General features: G+C 74.6%; 15 protein-coding genes and 1 pseudogene. 15 read left to right on the forward strand and 1 reads right to left on the reverse strand.

Going from position 1 to position 18,908, the window contains the following annotated elements; all coding sequences use genetic code 11:
* The first annotated feature begins 9 nt into the window (after positions 1 to 9).
* The 7 genes from CIK06_RS11915 (at position 10) to CIK06_RS11945 (ending at position 9,440) form a co-directional block, all read left to right on the forward strand.
* The gene (locus tag CIK06_RS11915; RefSeq protein WP_095564882.1) at positions 10 to 948 is read left to right on the forward strand and encodes a copper transporter; all 939 of its coding nucleotides are present in this window, start codon (positions 10 to 12) and stop codon (positions 946 to 948) included.
* A 122-nt stretch (positions 949 to 1,070) separates the two neighbouring features.
* Positions 1,071 to 1,949: a hypothetical protein gene (locus CIK06_RS11920; RefSeq protein ID WP_095564883.1), complete on the forward strand. Its 879-nt coding sequence runs from the start codon at positions 1,071 to 1,073 to the stop codon at positions 1,947 to 1,949.
* Positions 1,946 to 3,589 (forward strand): murein biosynthesis integral membrane protein MurJ, encoded by a 1,644-nt coding sequence (gene murJ, locus CIK06_RS11925; RefSeq protein ID WP_095564884.1) that lies wholly within the window; start codon positions 1,946 to 1,948, stop codon positions 3,587 to 3,589. The genes CIK06_RS11920 and murJ overlap by 4 nt, the downstream gene beginning before the upstream one ends.
* Before the next feature lie 4 nt (positions 3,590 to 3,593).
* The gene (locus CIK06_RS11930) at positions 3,594 to 4,742 is read left to right on the forward strand and encodes a glycosyltransferase family 4 protein (RefSeq protein ID WP_095564885.1); all 1,149 of its coding nucleotides are present in this window, start codon (positions 3,594 to 3,596) and stop codon (positions 4,740 to 4,742) included.
* Entirely contained in the window at positions 4,739 to 6,901 is a 2,163-nt protein-coding gene (locus CIK06_RS11935; protein ID WP_232534166.1) for a hypothetical protein, read from the forward strand. The genes CIK06_RS11930 and CIK06_RS11935 overlap by 4 nt, the downstream gene beginning before the upstream one ends.
* Positions 6,902 to 7,155: 254 nt before the next feature.
* Positions 7,156 to 8,850 (forward strand): CTP synthase, encoded by a 1,695-nt coding sequence (locus tag CIK06_RS11940; RefSeq protein ID WP_095564886.1) that lies wholly within the window; start codon positions 7,156 to 7,158, stop codon positions 8,848 to 8,850.
* Positions 8,847 to 9,440, forward strand: coding sequence for an NUDIX hydrolase (locus tag CIK06_RS11945; protein ID WP_232534167.1), 594 nt, complete (start codon positions 8,847 to 8,849; stop codon positions 9,438 to 9,440). The genes CIK06_RS11940 and CIK06_RS11945 overlap by 4 nt, the downstream gene beginning before the upstream one ends.
* A 228-nt stretch (positions 9,441 to 9,668) precedes the next feature.
* Here the strand turns inward: CIK06_RS11945 and CIK06_RS11950 are convergent, their stop codons facing one another.
* Positions 9,669 to 9,989, reverse strand: a complete 321-nt coding sequence (locus CIK06_RS11950) for a TM2 domain-containing protein (RefSeq protein ID WP_095564887.1) — start codon at positions 9,987 to 9,989, stop codon at positions 9,669 to 9,671.
* Positions 9,990 to 10,262: 273 nt separating this feature from the next.
* On the opposite strand from CIK06_RS11950, the gene ald reads away from it, so the two are divergent.
* The 8 genes and pseudogenes from ald to der all read left to right on the forward strand — a co-directional run bounded on the left by ald (position 10,263) and on the right by der (position 18,792).
* Positions 10,263 to 11,378, forward strand: a complete 1,116-nt coding sequence (gene ald, locus CIK06_RS11955; RefSeq protein WP_095567754.1) for an alanine dehydrogenase — start codon at positions 10,263 to 10,265, stop codon at positions 11,376 to 11,378.
* A gap of 3 nt (positions 11,379 to 11,381) precedes the next feature.
* Entirely contained in the window at positions 11,382 to 12,515 is a 1,134-nt protein-coding gene (locus CIK06_RS11960; protein ID WP_232534168.1) for a site-specific tyrosine recombinase XerD, read from the forward strand.
* 211 nt (positions 12,516 to 12,726) lie between these two features.
* On the forward strand, positions 12,727 to 13,656 hold the full coding sequence (locus CIK06_RS11965) for a ParA family protein (protein ID WP_095564889.1): 930 nt from the start codon (positions 12,727 to 12,729) through the stop codon (positions 13,654 to 13,656).
* Between the two features lie 45 nt (positions 13,657 to 13,701).
* Positions 13,702 to 14,646: a ScpA family protein gene (locus CIK06_RS11970; protein WP_232534169.1), complete on the forward strand. Its 945-nt coding sequence runs from the start codon at positions 13,702 to 13,704 to the stop codon at positions 14,644 to 14,646.
* Positions 14,647 to 15,080: 434 nt separating this feature from the next.
* Positions 15,081 to 15,863 carry an SMC-Scp complex subunit ScpB gene (scpB, locus tag CIK06_RS30900; RefSeq protein WP_095567755.1) on the forward strand — a complete coding sequence of 261 codons (783 nt, stop codon included), beginning with the start codon at positions 15,081 to 15,083 and terminating at the stop codon, positions 15,861 to 15,863.
* A complete protein-coding gene (locus CIK06_RS11980; protein ID WP_095564891.1) occupies positions 15,832 to 16,590 on the forward strand; it encodes a pseudouridine synthase in 759 nt (252 codons plus the stop codon). Before scpB ends, CIK06_RS11980 begins: the two co-directional genes overlap by 32 nt.
* Positions 16,591 to 16,715: 125 nt before the next feature.
* Positions 16,716 to 17,396: a (d)CMP kinase gene (cmk, locus tag CIK06_RS11985; protein WP_095564892.1), complete on the forward strand. Its 681-nt coding sequence runs from the start codon at positions 16,716 to 16,718 to the stop codon at positions 17,394 to 17,396.
* Positions 17,393 to 18,792, forward strand: a pseudogene (gene der, locus CIK06_RS11990) (ribosome biogenesis GTPase Der). Before cmk ends, der begins: the two are co-directional and overlap by 4 nt.
* Positions 18,793 to 18,908 lie beyond the last annotated feature (116 nt).

Genomic DNA, 18,908 nt, shown 5'->3' on the forward strand with positions numbered 1-18,908 from the left:
GGCTGCGGTGTGATTAATTTCCGGTACCACGTGGTGTCCCTGACGGCGGTGTTCCTGGCCCTGGCCATCGGGCTGGTCGTCGGCACAGCCGCGCTCAACGGCGAGGTCGCCGACTCGCTGAGCAACAACGTCGCGGCGCTGCGCAAGGACAACCAGCAGCTGCGGCAGAAGGTGGACAGCCTCCAGGACGAGGTGAACCGCGAGGAGGACTTCGCCCGCGACACCGCACCGATGCTGCTGACCGGGAAGCTCACCGGGCGCCGGGTGCTGCTGCTCACCCTGCCCAGCGGCCGCGACCACGTCGACGGTGTGAACGACATGCTGCGGATGGCCGGGGCCACCATCACCGGCCGGGTCGACGTGCAGGACAAGTTCGTGGACCCGAACAACGGGGTGACGCTGCTGGAACTCGCCGCGAAGGCGGCCCGGCCGAGCATTCCGGCCAGCTCGCTGCCGGGCAACAGCGACGGGGTGGAGACCAGCAGCGCGCTGTGGGCGGCGGCGCTGCTGGACCGGCCCGGGGCGCCGGCGGTCAGCGAGGCGGACCGCCGGGCGGTGCTGTCCACGTACACGTCCGCGGGCTACCTGACGGTCAGCGACAAGCTCAGCAACCCGGCCGAGATCGTGGTGGTGGTCAGCGGCCAGCCGTACATCGACCGGGACTCGGCCAAGAAGGACTCGTCGGTGGTCACCATGGCCAACCAGTTCGACCGGGCCGGGGCCGTGGTGGTGGCCGGCAGCGGCACCAGCGCCGGCAACCTGGTCAGCGCGGTCCGGGACGACCCGGCACTGTCCAAGACCGTGTCGACGGTCGACAACGCCAACACCGTGCAGGGCCAGGTGGTGACCGCGCTCGCGGTCATCGAACAGGTCACGGTACGCAAGGCCGGGCAGTACGGCCTGGGCACCGGCGCGACCTCTCCCGTCCCGAACATCCCGGCACAGTGAGCGCGAGGAGTGAGCGAGCGCAGCGAGTGAGCCCCGCAGTCGCGAACAGGGATGGCACAGTGAGCGCGAGGAGTGAGCGAGCGCAGCGAGTGAGCCCCGCAGTCGCGAACAGGGATGGCACAGTGAGCGCGAGGAGCAGGGGCGGCCGGTTGCTGGCCGCCGGCGCCGGCGCGGTGACGGCCCGCTGGGTGCTGCGCGCGATCGGCGGTTCCCGGTACGCCGGCCCGCTGCGCCGGACCAACTTCCACGGCCGGCAGGTGACGCTGGCCGCCGGGCCGGCGCTGGCCACCGGCGCCGCGCTGGCCGCCGCCGCGGGTTCCCCGAGCGTGCCGGCGGCCTCCGCCGCGCTGGTCGCGGGCCTCGGGTCGGGCGCGGTCGGGCTGTACGACGACGTGGTGGGCGCCCGGCCGGAGCAGAAGGCGGACAAGGGGTTCGCCGGGCACCTGCGGGCGCTGTCCGAGGGCCGGGTCAGCAGCGGCCTGGTCAAGATCGCCGGGGTGGGCGCCGCCGGCCTGGCCGCCGCCGCGCTGCTGGCGGCCGACCCGACGGTACGCCGCCATCCGCGGCGCACCGGTGGCGCGCTGGCTCGCGGCGTGGACGTGCTGCTCGGGGCCGGCGTGGTGGCCGGCACCGCCAACCTGATCAACCTGCTGGACCTGCGTCCCGGCCGGGCCGCCAAGGCGGCGCTGCTGGTGGGCGCGCCGCTGGCCACCGGCCCGGCGGGCGGGCTGGTGGCCGGGCCGCTCGGCGCGACCGCCGCGGTGCTGCCGGCCGACCTCGACGAGCGGGTGATGCTCGGCGACAGCGGCGCCAATGCCCTGGGCGCGCTGCTCGGGGTGGCCCTGGCGGCGCGTACCGGCCCGCGCGGCCGGGCCGGCATCCTGGCCGCGCTGGTGGCGCTCACCGCCGCCAGCGAGCGGGTCAGCTTCACCCGGGTGATCCAGTCCACCCCGGTGCTGCGCGAGTTGGACGCGCTCGGGCGGCTGCCCACCGAACCGTGAGCGGCGGTTCGCCGCCGACCGGCACCGGAGCGCCCCGCCTCGGCGGCCGGATCGCCGGGGCGGCCACGCTGATCGCCGTGCTCACCGTGGGCAGCCGGCTGGCCGGGTTCGGCCGGACCGCGGTGTTCCAGTCGGTGATCGGCGGCACCGACCTGGGCGCCATGTACGTGGTGTCGAACACCGTCCCCAACATCATTTTCGAGATCGTCGCGGGTGGGGCGCTGGCCAGTCTGGTCGTACCGCTGCTGGCCGGCGCGGTCGAGGCGGGCGACCGGCGTAGCGTGGCCGCGACCACCGGCACGCTGCTGACCTGGACCCTGGGTCTGCTGCTGCCGCTCGCGGTGCTGGTGGCGGTGTTCGCCCACCCGATCACCGCGGTGCTGGCCGCCGACCGGCCGGCCGAGCAGGTCGACTCGGCCGCCCGCATGCTGCGGCTGTTCGCCCCGCAACTGCCGCTGTACGGGGTGGGGATCGTGCTGACCGGCGTGTTGCAGGCGCACCGCCGGTTCGCCTGGCCGGTGCTGGCCCCGCTGCTGTCCAGCGTCACGGTGATCGGCGCGTACACGATGTTCGCGGTGGTGGTGCGCCCGGGCGCGGACATCGCGGCGGCCGGCCGCACCGGCGAGCTGATCCTCGCGGTCGGCACCACGGCCGGCGTACTGGTGCTGTCGCTGTGCCTGCTCGTGCCGCTGCGGTCGCTGCGGCTGCGGATCCGGCCGGGGCTGCGGTTCGGTGGCGCCGCCCGGTCCGCGGTGGGTCCGCTCGCGCTCGCCGGTGGACTCACCGTCGGGGCGCAGCAGGTCGCGCTGGCCGTCACGATCACCCGGCTGTCCGCCGGCCCGACCAACGCGCCGGCGCTGTTCAACCTGGCCCAGACGATGTACCTGCTGCCCTGGTCGGTGCTGGCGGTGCCGCTGGCGGTGGCGGCGTACCCGGCGCTGGCCGCCGCGCACGTCGGCGGGGACGTGCGCGGCTACCGGGACACCCTGGCCCCGACGGCCCGGCGGGTGCTGCTGTTCAGTTGCCTGGGCGCGGCGGTGCTGGCCGGCACGGCCGCGCCGGTGGCCCGGTTCTTCGGCTATCCGGGCGCCCCGGCCGCGCTGGCCATCGCCGGGTTCGCCCCGGGACTGCTCGGGTACGGACTGTTCGCCGTGCTCAGCCGCGCCATGTACGCTCGCGGCGGCGCGCGGCCGGCCACGGTGGCGATCGTCGCCGGCTGGGCGGTCGCCCTGCTGGCCACGCTGCTGCTGTCGGCGCTGTTCCCGGTCGGGTACCGGGTCTTCGCGGTCGGCTGCGCCAACTCGATCGGGATGCTGGTGATGGGCGGGTTGCTGGTCCTCGCGGTGGTCCGGGCCGCCGGTGCGGACGCGCTGCGCGGTCTGCGCCGTACCGCGCTGGTCGGCCTCCTCGCCGGGGCGGTGGCCGCGGCCGGCGGCGCGCTGAGCGCGTACGCGCTGGCCCGCGCGATGGCGGGCACCCCGGCGAAACCGGCCGCCGTCGTTGCGGGCATGCTGACCGGTGTCGTCACGGGGGTGATGTTCTTCGCCGCCGCCTACCCGCTGGACCGGCAGGACGTCCGGCTCCTGGCGCGCAACCTCCGGCGACGGCTGCCTGGCGCGGCACGGCGGACGGAGGGGTGAGCCGATGAACACGATGCCGAACCCGGGCTGGCCCGGCCGGGTCGCCCTGGTGCTCGCCTCCGCCACCGGCGGGGTGGGTCAGCACGTGGCCTCGCTGGCCCGCGGCCTGGTCGGCGCCGGCACCCAGGTCACGGTCTGCGGCCCGGCCGCCACCCAGGAGCAGTTCGACTTCACCGGCGCGGGCGCCGACTTCGCGGCCGTGGAGATCCCGGCCAACCCCACCCCGGCCGACGTGGCGGCCGTGGCCGCGCTGCGGCGCGGGCTGGGCGGGGTGCACCTGGTGCACGCGCACGGGCTGCGGGCCGGGCTGGTGGCCAGCCTCGCCCGGCCGCCGGTGCCGCTCGTGGTGACCTGGCACAACGCGATCCTCGCCGGGGGACTGCGCGGGCGGATCTCCCGGCTGGCGGAGCGGATCGTGGCCCGGCGCTGCGACGTGGCGCTCGGCGCCTCCGCGGACCTGGTCGCCCGGGCCGCCGCGGCCGGCGCCCGGGACGCCCGCCCCGGTCCCGTCGCGGCACCCGAGTCCGCGGCGCCGCGGCGCAGCCGGGCCGCGGTCCGGGCCGAGTTCGCGGTGGCCCCCGACCAGCCGCTGATCGTCTCCGTCGGCCGGCTGCACCCGCAGAAGCGGCACGACCTGCTGGTGGCCGCGGCCGCGCGGTGGCGGGACCTGTCCCCGCGGCCGGTGGTGGTGATCGCCGGCAGCGGTCCCAGCTACCTGCAACTGGCCGCGCAGATCTCCGCGGTGCGCGCCCCGGTGAGCCTGCTCGGCCACCGCACCGACGTGTCGGACCTGCTGACCGGGGCCGACCTGGCCGTGGTGGCCAGCGACTGGGAGGCCCGGCAACTGTTCGCGCAGGAGGCGCTGCGGGCCGGCGTACCGCTGGTGGCCACGGCCGTGGGCGGGGTGCCGGACCTGGTGGGCGACGCCGCGGTGCTGGTGCCGGCCGGCGACGCCGACGCGCTGGACCAGGCGGTGCGGCAACTGCTGGCCGACCCGGCACGCCGCGCCGAACTGGCCCGCGGCGGGCCGGCCCGCGCCGCCACCTGGCCCACCGAGGCCGACGTGGTGGCCGAACTCGGCCGGATCTACGCCGAGCTGGCGCCCGCGGCCCGGCCCGGCGAGTCGTCGCAGCCCAGCCGGGGGCGGGCATGAGGAGCCGGAGCTTCGTTCCGACCCTGCTCACCCTGCTGGTCGTGGCGCTCGGCGCGGCCGGGTTGCTGATCCGCCCGGCGGTGGGCGCGCCGCCGGACACCGTGGACTACGTGCTGCTGGTGGGGGTGCCGGGGCTGCGCTGGGAGGACGTCTCCCCGGAGACCACCCCGACGCTGTGGCGGATGGCCGGACGCGGCTCCATCGGGTCCCTGTCGGTGCGCTCGGCGCACGAGCCCACCTGCCCGACGGATGGCTGGTTGACCCTGGGCGCCGGCAACTACGCCGGGTGGAGCGGCGACCGCGGGAAGTCCGGCTGCCCGACCTCCGACCCGGTGGTCGAGCGGCCGGACCGGATCGGCGCGAACCTGCCCGACCAGCGGGCCACCGTGCTGTACAACAGCGACCACCAGCCCTGGGGGGCGGTGCCGGGCGCGCTGCCCGAGTCGGTCCGCTGCACCGTGGCGGTGGGGCCGGGGGCGGCGGTGGCCGCCGCGCGACCGTTCGGCCGGGTCGACCGGTACGAGCCGGCGCTGCCGGCCGACCCGCGGGAACTGCTCGCCTCCTGCGTCCTGAGCGTGCTGGACCTGGGCAGCATCGGCAGCGAGGACCCGGCGGTGCGGGCCGCCGCGGCCCGGCGCGCCGACACGGCCCTGGCCCGGGTGCTGGCCGCCCGGCCGGACAAGTCGCTGGTGCTGGTCGCCGGGGTGTCGGACACCGGGGAGGCCAGCCGGCTGCACGTGGCGGTGGCCGACGGGCCCGGCTGGGAGGGCGGCTGGTTGACCTCGCCCAGCACCGCCCGGGACGGCTACCTCCAGCTCATCGACCTGGCCCCGACCGCGCTCACCGCGCTGGGCCGGCCGCTGCCGGAGCGGCTGTTCCGCGGCCAGGCCGCCACGATGGTGCCGGACCGGCCGGCGGACCTGTCGGCGGCGATCAGCCGACCCGCGGACGCCGACGAGGAGGCCGGCGCCCAACGCCGGGTCGCCGCCTGGTTCTTCGGGCTGCTGGCCCTGGCCAACTGCGTGCTCGCGGTGGCCATGGTGCCGCTGCTGCGCCGCGCCCGCCGGGAGGCCGGCCCCGGTTCGCCGCCGCCGGCGCCCCGCTGGCTGGTGACCGCCACCGAGGTGCTGCTGGTGGCCGCCGCGCTGGCCATCCCGGCGGCGCTGATCGCCGACGCCGTGCCGTGGTGGCGGACCGGGCATCCCGGCCCGGCGTTCGCGGCCGTGACGCTTGTCGTGCTGGGGCTGATGACCGCGGCGGTGCGGTTCGCCCGCTGGTACGGCCGGACGCTCGGGCCGCTGGGCATGGTGGTCGGCTTCACCGCCGTGATCGTCGGGGCGGACGTGCTGACCGGCGCCCGGTTGCAGCTCAACGGGGTGACCGGCTATTCGGCGTTGGCCGGTGGCCGGTACGCGGGGCTGGGAACCGTCGGGCTGGGCGTCCTCACCGCCGGGATCCTGCTGTCCGCCGGATGCCTGGCGCAGCAGGTCCACCGCGGCTGGCGGCCGGTGGTGATGGTCTGCGTCGGCGGCATCGGCGTGGTGGCGGTGGGCAGCCCGTACCTGGGCGCCGACCCGGTCGGCGCGGTGGCGCTGACCGCCGGGGTCAGCATCGCCGCGGCCGTGAGCACCGGCGGCTGGTTGACCCTCGGGCGGGTGGCCTGGGCCACCATCGCGGGGCTGGCGGTGACCGCCACGTTCGCCCTGATCGACGTACGCCGGCCGGCGGGGGAGCGCGGCGGCCTGGGCCGCTTCCTGGACGCCCTCGGCGACGGCACCGGCGGGATGACCATCCACCGCTCCGGTGCGGCCAGCCTGGCCGCGCTGACCGGCAGCCCGCTCACGGCGTTGGCCCTGGTCGGCGCGGCGGTGATCTGGCTGGCCCTGCTCCAGCCGTGGGGCGGGCTGAAGCGGCTGTTCGGGATCTACCCGGCCGTCCGCGCGGGCATGGTGGGCATTCCGGTGGCGGCGCTGATCGCCGGCGTGCTGGGCGGGTCGGCGCTGAACGTGGCCGGCGCCGCCGCGGCGGTGACCGTGCCGCTGGCCGCGCTGTCCGCGCTGCGGGTGCTGGGCCACGCCGCGGACCGCACGGCGGTCGTCGGCGACCCCGAGGACGACGCCGGCCCGGTCGGCCGGCCGCTGGCCGCCGGCTCCGTTTAGGGCCTGTTTCATAGGAACTGGCCGGGTTTCCGGCCGCCTTGGATGCGGGTACGGCCGGCTCCGGATGCGGGTACGGCCGGCTCCGGCGGCCCCGGACCGGGTGCCGCCGGCCAGTCCGCCCGCCCCGGGGCGGAGGTGTTACCGTGGAATCCCGTGGATCGCGTGATCATTTCGGCCACCCCGGCCGGCCAGGTACTGCCAGGTGATCGGCGCTGGTCTGCACGACCGCACCACAACGACCACGGGAGCAGGCGTTGGCTTCAGCACGGACGATCCGGCACATCTTCGTCACCGGGGGCGTCGCCTCCTCCCTGGGCAAGGGCCTGACCGCCTCGAGCCTGGGCAACCTGCTGTCGGCGCGCGGGCTGCGGGTCGTCATGCAGAAGCTCGACCCCTACCTCAACGTCGATCCGGGCACGATGAACCCGTTCCAGCACGGCGAGGTGTTCGTCACCGACGACGGCGCCGAGACCGACCTCGACGTGGGACATTACGAGCGATTCCTGGATCGGGACCTTTCCGGCAAGGCGAACGTCACCACCGGGCAGATCTACTCGGACGTCATCGCCAAGGAGCGCCGCGGCGAGTACCTGGGCGACACCGTCCAGGTCATCCCGCACATCACCAACGAGATCAAGTCCCGGATCCTGGCCCTGGGCGATCCGGACGAGGACGGCCGGACACCGGACGTGGTGATCACCGAGGTCGGCGGCACCGTCGGCGACATCGAGTCGCTGCCGTTCCTGGAGGCGATCCGCCAGATCCGGCACGACCTCGGCCGGGACAACTGCTTCTACCTGCACGTCTCGCTGGTGCCCTACCTCGCCCCCTCGGGCGAGCTGAAGACCAAGCCCACCCAGCACTCGGTGGCGCAGCTGCGGAACATCGGCATCCAGCCCGACGCCATCGTCTGCCGGTCGGACCGGGAGATCCCGGACAAGCTCAAGCACAAGCTGTCGCTGTACTGCGACGTGGACGCCGAGGCCGTGATCGCCTGCCCGGACGCGCCGAGCATCTACGACATCCCCAAGGTGCTGCACGCCGAGGGCCTGGACGCGTACGCGGTGCGCCGGCTCGGCCTGTCCTTCCGGGACGTCGACTGGACCAGCTGGGACGACCTGCTGGAGCGGGTGCACCGGCCCCGGCACACCGTGCGGGTCGCGCTGGTCGGCAAGTACGTCGACCTGCCCGACGCGTACCTGTCGGTGAGCGAGGCGATCCGGGCCGCCGGCTTCGGCCACCGGGCCCGGGTGGAGCTGCGCTGGGTGCCGAGCGACGACTGCGTCAGCCCGACCCGGGCGGCGGCCGCGCTGGCCGGGGTGGACGGCATCGTGATCCCCGGCGGGTTCGGGGTCCGCGGGATCGAGGGCAAGATCGGCGCCGCCCGGTACGCGCGGGAGAACGGCATCCCGATCCTCGGCCTCTGCCTCGGGTTGCAGTGCATGACCATCGAGGTGGCGCGGCACCTGGCCGGCCTGGACGGCGCCGACTCGCTGGAGTTCGACGAGCAGGCCGTGCACCCGGTGATCGCCACCATGGCCGACCAGGAGGACATCGTGGCCGGCCGCGGCGACCTGGGCGGCACGATGCGGCTGGGGGCGTACCCGGCGGTGCTGACCGAGGGGACGATCGTGGCCGACGCGTACGGGCGGACCGAGGTCAGCGAGCGGCACCGGCACCGCTACGAGGTCAACAACGCCTACCGGGACGTGCTGACGAAGGCGGGCCTGCGGGTCAGCGGTACGTCGCCGGACGGCCGGCTGGTCGAGTTCGTCGAGCTGGAGCGCGACCTGCACCCGTTCTTCGTGGCCACCCAGGCGCATCCGGAGCTGAAGAGCCGCCCCACCCGGCCGCATCCGCTGTTCGCGGCCTTCGTCCGCGCCGTCGTGGCGTACTCCGAGGCCGACCAGCTTCCGGTGGAGCTGGACCCGGCCGGTTCGCCGTCGTGACCGCGCACCGGTACGAGGTCCGGTCCCGGCGGGACCGGTTCCGGGGCCGGGTCTTCTCGGTGGTCACCGACGAGGTGACGATGCCCGGCGGCGGCGTCGCCGACCGGGACTACGTCCGGCACGTCGGGTCGGTCGGCGTGGTGGCGCTGGACGAGCGGGGGCAGGTGGTGCTGATCCGGCAGTACCGGCACCCGGTCGGCCGGATCATGTGGGAGCTGCCCGCCGGCCTGGTCGACGTGGCCGGTGAGGACCTGGCCGCCGCGGCCGGCCGGGAACTGGCCGAGGAGGCGGACCTGCTGGCCGGCCGGCTGGACACGCTTGTCGACCTGCACACCTCGCCGGGCTTCAGCGACGAGGCCATCCGGATCTTCCTGGCCCGCGAGCTGTCCGAGGTGCCGCCGGACCGCCGGCACGACCGCCGGGACGAGGAGGCGGAACTGTCGGTGGTCCGGCTGCCGCTGGAGCGCGCGGTGGCCATGGTGCTGAGCGGTGAGATCACCAACGCGGCCTGCGTGGCCGGAGTGCTGGCCGCGGCGCGGGCCCGGGACGCCGACTGGGCGCCGCTGCGCCCGAGCGATGCGCCGCGCTGATTGGCGGACGTGCCGCGACCGATCGGCGGCGGACGTGGTGCCGGTCCGGGCCCCGTTTCGTCGCGATCGTCACCGGCGGTGACCTCGCCGACCGCGACAAGCCCTTGAACGGCCATGCCGGAGAGTCATGGGGATGACTCTCCGGCATGGTCGCGAAAGGGTGCGGTCGATCCCGGCCCGGTGTCCGCGGATCGCCGTCGGCGCCCGGTCCGTCCGGTTCCGGCCCGGCTAGTCGGCCAGCGGTCGTCCCTGGCCGTCGACGCCGCCGTTGACGAGGATCAGGATCCCGTCGATGAATCCCCAGAGGTAGCCGAGTCCGCAGGTGCAAAAGCTCACCACGAGCTGAAGGACACCGGTCTTGGTGTCGCCCATGTAGAACCGGCCAGCACCGAAGCCGCCGAGCAGGATGCCGAGGATGCCGGCGACGACCTTGCTCTTGTCCGAGACACCCATCGGGTGCTGGTAGCCCGCCTGCTGCGGATAGCCCGCCTGCTGCGGGTAGCCGGGCTGTTGCGGATAGCCGGGCTGTTGTTGGTACGGATCTGTCATGAGGGCAGAGAGTAGATGATCTAACGCACGGTGACGTCCCCCAGGGGGCGCCGACAATGAACCCTTCCGTCGCACAATTCCGCCGGGAAGGCGCCGCGCCGGGCACCTGACACATCGTCAGGGCAGGCGATCACTCCCTGTCACAATGCAGGCTGCCGCGCCCGGCGCCCGGTCCTAGACTGACCGCCTGCGGGTGTGGCGGATGGTGGCGGCAACGGAGCCGTCGCGCGCCGAGCGGCCGGAGCGGGTGTCCGGCAGGAGGGTGTCAGCATCGTGAAGGTCGGAGTCCCGCGCGAGGTCAAGAACCACGAGTACCGCGTGGCGATCACCCCTGCGGGCGTCAACGAGTTCGTCCGCGCCGGACACCAGGTCTGCCTCGAAACCGGCGCCGGTGCCGGATCCTCCATCACCGACGCCGAGTTCGCGGCCGCCGGTGCGACCATCCTGGACACCGCCGACGAGGTGTGGGCGACCGCCGACCTGGTGCTGAAGGTCAAGGAGCCGGTGGCGCAGGAGTACCACCGGATGCGTCCCGGGCAGGTGCTCTTCACCTACCTGCACCTGGCCGCCTCCAAGGAGTGCACCGACGCGCTGCTGGACCGCGGCGTCACCGGCATCGCGTACGAGACCGTGGAACTGCCGGACCGCTCGCTGCCGCTGCTGGCCCCGATGTCCGAGGTCGCCGGCCGGCTCGCGCCGCAGGTCGGCGCGTACCACCTGCAACGGCCCGGCGGCGGCCGGGGCGTGCTGATGGGCGGCGTCTCCGGGGTGTACGCCGCCAAGACCGTGGTCATCGGCGCCGGGGTGTCCGGGATGAACGCCGCGGCCATCGCGCTCGGCCTCCAGGCCGAGGTGCTGCTGCTGGACAAGAACGTGGCCCGGCTGCGCCAGGCCGACGCGATCTACCGCGGCCACCTGCAGACCGTCGCGTCCAACGCGTACGAGATCGAGCGGGCCGTGCTGGACGCGGACCTGGTGATCGGCGCGGTGCTGGTGCCCGGAGCCAAGGCCCCGACGCTGATCTCCAACGAACTGGTGTCCCGGATGAAGCCGGGCAGCGTGCTGGTGGACATCTCCATCGACCAGGGCGGCTGCTTCGAGGACTCCCGGCCGACCACGCACGCCGAGCCTGTGTACCCGGTGCACCGGTCGCTGTTCTACTGCGTGGCGAACATGCCCGGCGCGGTCCCGCACACCAGCACCTACGCGCTGACCAACGTCACCCTGCCGTACGCGCTGGAACTGGCCAACCACGGCTGGCGGGAGGCGCTGCGCCGGGACCCGGCGCTGGCCCTCGGCCTGAACACGCACGACGGCCAGGTCACCTACGGCCCGGTCGCCGAGGCGCACGGCATGACCTCCGCCGCCCTGGCCGACGTGCTCGGCTGAGGCGTGCCGACCGGAGTGCCGGACGGACCGGATCCGGCGGCCGGAACGGCACCGGAGCCGTCGCCCGCGCTGCGCCGGGCCGTGCGCGGCTACCTCGACCACCTCACGGTCGAGCGCGGCCTGTCGGCCAACACGCTCTCGTCGTACCGCCGGGACCTGGCGCGCTACCTCGCCGGCCTCGCGGCCGACGGCATCGGCGACCTCGCCGCGGTCGGCCCCGCGGACGTCGCCGCGCACGTGGCGCGGCTGCGGGCCGGGGCGCCCGGTCAGCCGCCGCTCTCCGCGGCCTCGGCCGCCCGCGCGGCCAGCGCGGTCCGCGGCCTGCACCGGTTCGCCGCCCGGGAGGGGCTGGCCGGCGCCGACCCCAGCCGGGAGGTACGCCCACCCGTGCCGCCCCGGCGGCTGCCCCGGGCGCTGGACGTGACCGAGGTGCTGCGGCTGCTGGAGGCCGCCGGTCCCGCCGCCGAGCCGTCCGTCGAGCCAGCCGCCAACCCCGGTCCCGCCGGATCGGCGGCGCCGGCCGGACCGGCGGCGTCGGCCGGACCGGCGGCCGGGCTCGCTTCCACCGGCGGGCCGTCAGCCGCGGCCGGGCTCGCCTCCGCCGCCGGGCCGCTGGAACTGCGGGACCGGGCGCTGCTGGAATTCCTCTACGGCACGGGCGCCCGGATCTCCGAGGCGGTCGACGCGGTCGTCGACGACCTGGACCTGGCCGCCGGCACCGCGCTGCTGCACGGCAAGGGCGGCCGGACCCGGCTGGTGCCGGTCGGCGGGTACGCCTGCGCGGCGCTGACGGCGTACCTGGTCCGGGCCCGTCCGGCGCTGGCGGCCGCCGGTCGGGGCGTACCGGCGGTGTTCCTGAACGCCCGCGGCGGTGCGTTGTCGCGGCAGAGCGCCTGGACGATCCTGCGCCGCGCGGCGGTGCGGGCCGGACTGCCGGTCAGCGGCGGCCGGGCCGTCTCGCCGCACACCCTGCGCCACTCCTACGCCACGCACCTGCTGGACGGCGGTGCCGACGTGCGGGTGGTGCAGGAACTGCTCGGGCACGCCTCGGTGACCACCACCCAGGTCTACACGCTGGTCACGGTGGAGCGGCTGCGCGAGGTGTACGCCACCGCGCACCCGCGCGCCCGCGGCTGACCGGTCCACCCCGGACACCCGGCCTGACCGGGCCTCCCCCAGGGGGTCGGGTGTCCGACACGCCGGTACGGTGTCTCCGTGGCCCCGTGGGGTTGGCGTACAGTCGGGATCTGCGCGGGCCTGTGCCGGATGACCGGGGGGTCCGTGGCGGCACCGGACGGGCCGTCCGGTGAAACCGGCGTCCGAGCAAGCGTCGGGAGGGGGCGGGGACATGGCTGGCAACGATGATCGTGCCGAGGCGTGGACCTCGACACTCCGGGAGCAGCAGTCCGCACTCGACCTGGGCGCCGAGTTGGGACCCGCGGACCCGGCCGCCTACACGGTCCGCAAGCCGATCCCGGAGCCGATGCCCACCGACCGGCACGGACCGGCCCGGATCATCGCGATGGCCAACCAGAAGGGTGGCGTCGGCAAGACCACCACCACCATCAACCTCGGCGCCGCGCTGGCCGAGTACGGCCGCAAGGTGCTGCTTGTCGACTTCGACCCGCAGGGCGCGCTCTCGGTCGGCCTCGGGGTGAACCCGCACAACCTCGACCTGTCGGTCTACAACCTGCTGATGCAGGACGACGTCACCGCCGAGGACGTGCTGATCAAGACCGACGTGGCCGGCCTGCACCTGCTGCCGGCCAACATCGACCTGTCGGCCGCCGAGATCCAGCTGGTGAACGAGGTCGCCCGCGAGATGGCCCTCGCCCGGGTGCTCAAGTCGATCCGCAAGGAGTACGACTACGTACTCATCGACTGCCAGCCCTCCCTGGGTCTGCTCGCGATCAACGCGTTGACCGTCGCGCACGGCGTGCTGATCCCGCTGGAGTGCGAGTTCTTCAGCCTGCGCGGCGTGGCGCTGCTGCTGGACACCATCGACAAGGTGCGGGAACGGCTCAACTTCGACCTCGAACTCGAGGGCATCCTGGCCACCATGTACGACAGTCGGACCACGCACTGCCGGCAGGTGCTGCAACGGGTGGTCGAGGCGTTCGGCGACAAGGTCTACCAGACCGTGATCACCAAGACGGTCAAGTTCCCCGAGTCGACGGTCGCCGGTGCGCCCATCACCACCCTCGACCCGGCCTCCTCCGGCGCCCGTAACTACCGGCAACTGGCCCGCGAGGTGATCGCCGCGCAGGCCGAGCGGTAGCCGCCGGTGCGCGGAGCCCTGGAGCCCGTCGACTACGGTCGTCGGGTGACCACGTCCGCCGAAGCCGCGGTCCCGCCCGGTGAGCAGGCCGCCGAGGCGGGCTTCACGGTACGGCTGGAAAACTTCACCGGCCCGTTCGACCTGCTGCTCCAGCTGATCGGCAAGCACAAGCTGGACGTGACCGAGGTCGCCCTGCACCGGGTCACCGACGAGTTCATCGCGTACATCCGGGCCATGGGCGACGCCTGGGACCTGGACGAGGCCAGCGAGTTCCTGCTGGTGGCCGCGACCCTGCTGGACCTCAAGGCCGCCCGGCTGCTACCGGCCGCCGACGTGGAGGACGAGGAGGACCTCGCCCTGCTGGAGGCGCGGGACCTGCTGTTCGCCCGGCTGTTGCAGTACAAGGCTTTCAAGGAGGCGGCCGCGCACCTGGCCGGCCTGGAACGCGCCCGGCGCTACCCGCGGGCGGTCACCCTCGAACCCCGGTACGCCGAGGCGCTGCCCGAACTGGTTCTCGGGATCGGCCCGGAACGGCTGTTGAAGCTGGCCGTCCGGGCGATGACCCCCAAGCCGGTGCCGACCGTCTCGATCGACCACGTCCACCTGGTCCGGGTCAGCGTCCGGGAACACGCGGCGCTGCTGCGGGACCGGCTGCGCGGCCTCGGCAGCGCCGGCTTCCAGGTACTCTGCGCCGACTGCGAATCGACGCTTGAGGTGGTGGCGCGGTTCCTGGCGCTGCTGGAGCTGTACCGGGAGGGGCTGGTCGGCTTCTCCCAGGAGCAGGCGCTGGGCGAGCTGACCGTGTTGTGGACCGGCCCGGCCGACGGCGGGGTCGAGCTGGACATCGACGAGTACGCGGGCGCCCCGCCGGCAGCCGACGGTGCCCGGGAGGTGACGTCCCCGGACGGTCCGGCCGGCCTGTCCGGTCCGGCCGATTCGGCCGGTTCGGCCGGGGACGCGCCGGCGGGCGGGGGAGAGGGGACCGAGTGAGCCAGGAGAACCGGCCGGACTCGCTGGCCGAACAGGCGGCGGCCTGGATCCCGCCCTGGGCCCGGCCCGAGAGCGCCCCCGACGAGCCGGCGACGGCCGCCGGCGAACCCGACAACTCCGCCGGCGAGCCGGACACCGTCTCCGACGACCCGGACACCGTCTCCGACGAGCCCGAGACCTCCGCCGGCGGCCCGTTCGTCGGTCTCGACGCTCCCGACACCTCCGCCGGCGACCCGGTGGCCGACGTCGACGGCGGCGAACCGTTCGTCGGTCTCGGCGATCCGACCCTCGTGCCCGACGTGCCCCCGGCGTTGGGTGGTCTCGACGATCCGACCCTCCCGTCCGGCGTGCCGCCGGACGCCGCGGAGGAGCCCGTGGCCGGCGCCGCGGAGCCGGCCGACGCGCCGGCGGTCGACGCCGGGCCGGCGACCGGCATCGCCGATCCGACCCTCGACCCCGGTCCGCCGGTGGTGGCCGAGCCGGCTCCGGACCCGGCCGAGCTGGCCCCGGACCCGGCCGAGCTGGCCCCGGCCCCGGCCGAGCTGGCCCCGGCCCCGGCCGAGCTGGCCCCGGCCCCGGCCGAGCTGGCCCCGGCCCCGGCCGAGCTGGCCCCGGCCCCGGCCGAGCCGGCCCCGGACCCCGCCGGGCCGGTGGCGGACGAGCCGGCGATGGACGACGCCGAGCTGCGCTCGGCGCTGGAGGCCATCCTGCTGGTGGTGGACGAGCCGGTCGCCGACACCGTGCTGGCCCAGGTACTCGACCAGCCGACCGCGCGGGTGGCGGCGATGCTGGGTACGATCTCGGCGGGCTACACCACGGCCGGGCACGGCTTCGACCTGCGCCGCGCGGCCGGGGGATGGCGGCTGTACACCCGGCCGGAATACGCCCGGTACGTCGAACGGTTCATCCTCGACGGGCAGTCCGTCCGGCTCACCCAGGCCGCGCTGGAAACCCTGGCCGTGGTTGCCTACAAGCAGCCGGTGACCCGCTCGCGGATCTCGGCGATCCGCGGCGTGAACGTCGACGGCACCATCCGTACGCTGGTGTCCCGGGGGTTGGTCGAGGAGTGCGGCGTGGAACCGGACAGCGGGGCGTTCCTGTACCGGACCACGACGATGTTTCTGGAGAAGCTTGGCCTGGACTCGGCCGACCAGCTGCCCCCGCTGGCGCCGTTCCTGCCCGACGATGTGGAAGAGATCGACGATGTCCCTCGATGACACCCCCGGCGTCGAGCGCCTGCAAAAGGTGCTTGCCGCAGCCGGCGTCGGCTCCCGACGCGCCTGCGAGGACCTGATCTTCCGGCGGCGGGTCACCGTCGACGGCCGGGTGGCCCGGCTGGGCGACAAGGTCGACCCGGCCACCGCCGAGATCATGGTCAACGGCGAGCGGGTGATCACCGACACCCGGCTGGTGTACCTGGCGTTCAACAAGCCCCGCGGGGTCGTCTCGACGATGGCCGACGAGAAGGGCCGCGCGGCGCTGGCCGACTACCTCGACCGGGTGGACGACCGGGTGTACCACGTGGGGCGGCTCGACGCGGACAGCGAGGGACTGCTGCTGCTCACCAACGACGGCACCCTCGCGCACCGGCTCATGCACCCCTCGTACGGGGTGTCCAAGACGTACCTGTGCGAGGTGGCCGGGCCGCTGGCGCGCTCGGCCGGGCGGCGCCTGCGGGCCGGCGTGGAACTCTCCGACGGCCCGGTCAAGGTCGACTCGTTCCGGCTGGTCGACGCGGTCGGCCGGACCGCGCTTGTGGAACTGAGCCTGCACGAGGGCCGCAAGCACATCGTGCGGCGGCTGATGGAGGAGATCGGCCACCCGGTGAACCGGCTCGTGCGTACCGCGATCGGGCCGGTCCGGCTCGGTGATCTCCGTCCCGGACGGACCCGGCGGCTGAGCAACGCGGAGATCGCCGCGCTGTTCAAGGCAGCCGAGGACTGAGGACGGGGCCTCGCGTCGGCCCGGTTGGGCGGACCGGGCAGAATTGACCGCACCGGGCGCGTCGCCGTGCCCGGCTGCCCAACGACGGGTGCCGGCCGTGGCCGGCGCAGACTCAGGAGGACACGGTGGCGGAGAAGGCACGGACCGGGCGGCTGGTGGTGGCGGTCGACGGCCCGTCCGGCTCGGGAAAATCCACCGTTTCCCGGCGGCTGGCCACCGCGCTGGACGCCAGCTACCTGGACACCGGCGCCATGTACCGGGCGGTGACCTGGGCGGTGCTGCGCTGCGGGATCGACCCGCAGGACGCCGGCGCGGTGGCCAAGGCCGCCGAGGAGGTCGAGCTGACCATCGGGGTGGATCCGGCGGCGCCGCACTTCGCCGCCGACGACGTACCGGTGGATCAGGAGATCCGCGGACCGGAGGTGACCGCGGCGGTCTCGGCCGTGTCCGCCGTACCGGAGGTCCGCCGGCTGATGGTGAACCGGCAGCGTGAGGTGATCGCGGCGGCCGAGCGGATCGTCGTCGAGGGCCGGGACATCGGCGCGGTGGTCGCCCCCGACGCGGACCTCAAGGTGTACCTGACCGCCTCGGCCGAGGCCCGCGCCCAGCGGCGCAGCGCCGAGTACGCCGCCGACGTGGTCGCCACCGCCGCCGACCTGGCCCGGCGGGACCGGCTGGACTCCACCCGGACCACCTCGCCGTTGCAGCAGGCACCGGACGCGATCGTGCTGGACACCACCGAACTGGGCATCGACGAGGTCGTGCACCGGCTGCGGGAACTGCTCGACGGCCCGGTGGCACCGTGACCGCCGCCGACGGCTGGGTCGAGCTGAGCGAGCCCGAGGTCGAGCCGGAGCACACCGGCCCGCTGCCGGTGGTGGCCGTGGTCGGGCGACCGAACGTGGGCAAGTCCACGCTGGTCAACCGGATCATCGGCCGCCGGCAGGCGGTGGTCGAGGACACCCCCGGCGTCACCCGCGACCGGGTGCCGTACGACGCGCAGTGGGCCGGCCGGCAGTTCATCGTGGTCGACACCGGCGGCTGGGAACCCGACGCGCGGGACCGGGCCGCCGCCATCGCCGCCCAGGCCGAGATCGCGGTCTCCACCGCCGACGTGGTGGTCTTCGTGGTGGACGCCACCGTGGGGGCCACCGACGTGGACGAGGCCGCCGTGCGGATGCTGCGGCGCAGCGCCAAACCGGTGCTGCTGGTCGCCAACAAGGTCGACAACGCCGCCCTGGAGATCGAGGCCACCTCGCTGTGGTCGCTCGGGCTGGGCGAGCCGTACCCGGTCTCGGCGCTGCACGGCCGCGGCTCCGGCGACCTGCTCGACCTGATCCTCGACGCGCTGCCCGATCCGCCGCCGGTGACCGAGCCCGGCGAGCGCGGCCCCCGCCGGGTCGCCCTCGTCGGGCGGCCCAACGTCGGCAAGTCCAGCCTGCTCAACCGGCTCGCCCGGGAGGAACGGGCGGTGGTCGACTCGGTGGCCGGCACCACTGTCGACCCGGTGGACAGCCTCGTCGAGATCGGCGGGGACAGCTGGCAACTGGTCGACACGGCCGGGCTGCGCAAACGGGTCGGCAAGGCCAGCGGTACGGAGTACTACGCCAGCCTGCGCACGGCCGGCGCGATCGAGGCCGCCGAGGTGGCCGTGGTGCTGCTGGACGCCAGCGAGCCGATCAGCGAGCAGGATCAGCGGATCATCACCATGGTGGCCGAGGCCGGCCGCGCGATGATCATCGCGTTCAACAAGTGGGACCTGGTCGACGCCGAGCGGCGGTACTACCTGGACCGCGAGATCGACCGCGAGCTGCGCCGCGTGCCCTGGGCGATCCGACTGAACCTGTCGGCGCGTACCGGCCGGGCCGTGGACAAGCTGGCCCCGGCGCTGCACACCGCGCTGCGCAGCTGGGAGACCCGCATCCCGACCGGCCACCTCAACCAGTGGCTCACCGCGCTGGTCCAGGCCACCCCGCATCCGGTACGCGGGGGCCGCGCCCCCGGGTGCTGTTCGCCACCCAGGCCGGCGTGGCGCCGCCGCGGTTCGTCCTGTTCACCACGGGTCCGCTGGACGCCGGCTACCAGCGGTTCGTCGAGCGCAAGCTGCGCGAGGAGTTCGGCTTCGAGGGCAGCCCGATCGAGGTTTCGGTACGGCCGCGCAAGAAGACCGGTCCGGGAGGTCGGGGCAAGGCGCACGGCTGACAATCAGCCTGCTCCCTGCCTTTCGTGGGGGTGGCGGCCTGTCCGCGCCGTCACTCCACCCCACCAAGGTTCCCACCCTCCTAGGATGCCTTAGCGGATGTGCGCTGGTCGGGGTG

The sequence above is a fragment of the Plantactinospora sp. KBS50 genome, assembly GCF_002285795.1.
GTDB lineage: Bacteria > Actinomycetota > Actinomycetes > Mycobacteriales > Micromonosporaceae > KBS50.

What these genes read in the sequence shown, in the direction of transcription:
- CIK06_RS11950 (WP_095564887.1), bottom strand. Translation starts at nt 9,989, where the DNA reads ATGACAGATCCGTACCAACAACAGCCCGGCTATCCGCAACAGCCCGGC.
- CIK06_RS11935 (WP_232534166.1), top strand. Translation starts at nt 4,739, where the DNA reads ATGAGGAGCCGGAGCTTCGTTCCGACCCTGCTCACCCTGCTGGTCGTG.
- CIK06_RS11930 (WP_095564885.1), top strand. Translation starts at nt 3,594, where the DNA reads ATGAACACGATGCCGAACCCGGGCTGGCCCGGCCGGGTCGCCCTGGTG.
- CIK06_RS11980 (WP_095564891.1), top strand. Translation starts at nt 15,832, where the DNA reads ATGTGGAAGAGATCGACGATGTCCCTCGATGACACCCCCGGCGTCGAG.
- CIK06_RS11965 (WP_095564889.1), top strand. Translation starts at nt 12,727, where the DNA reads ATGGCTGGCAACGATGATCGTGCCGAGGCGTGGACCTCGACACTCCGG.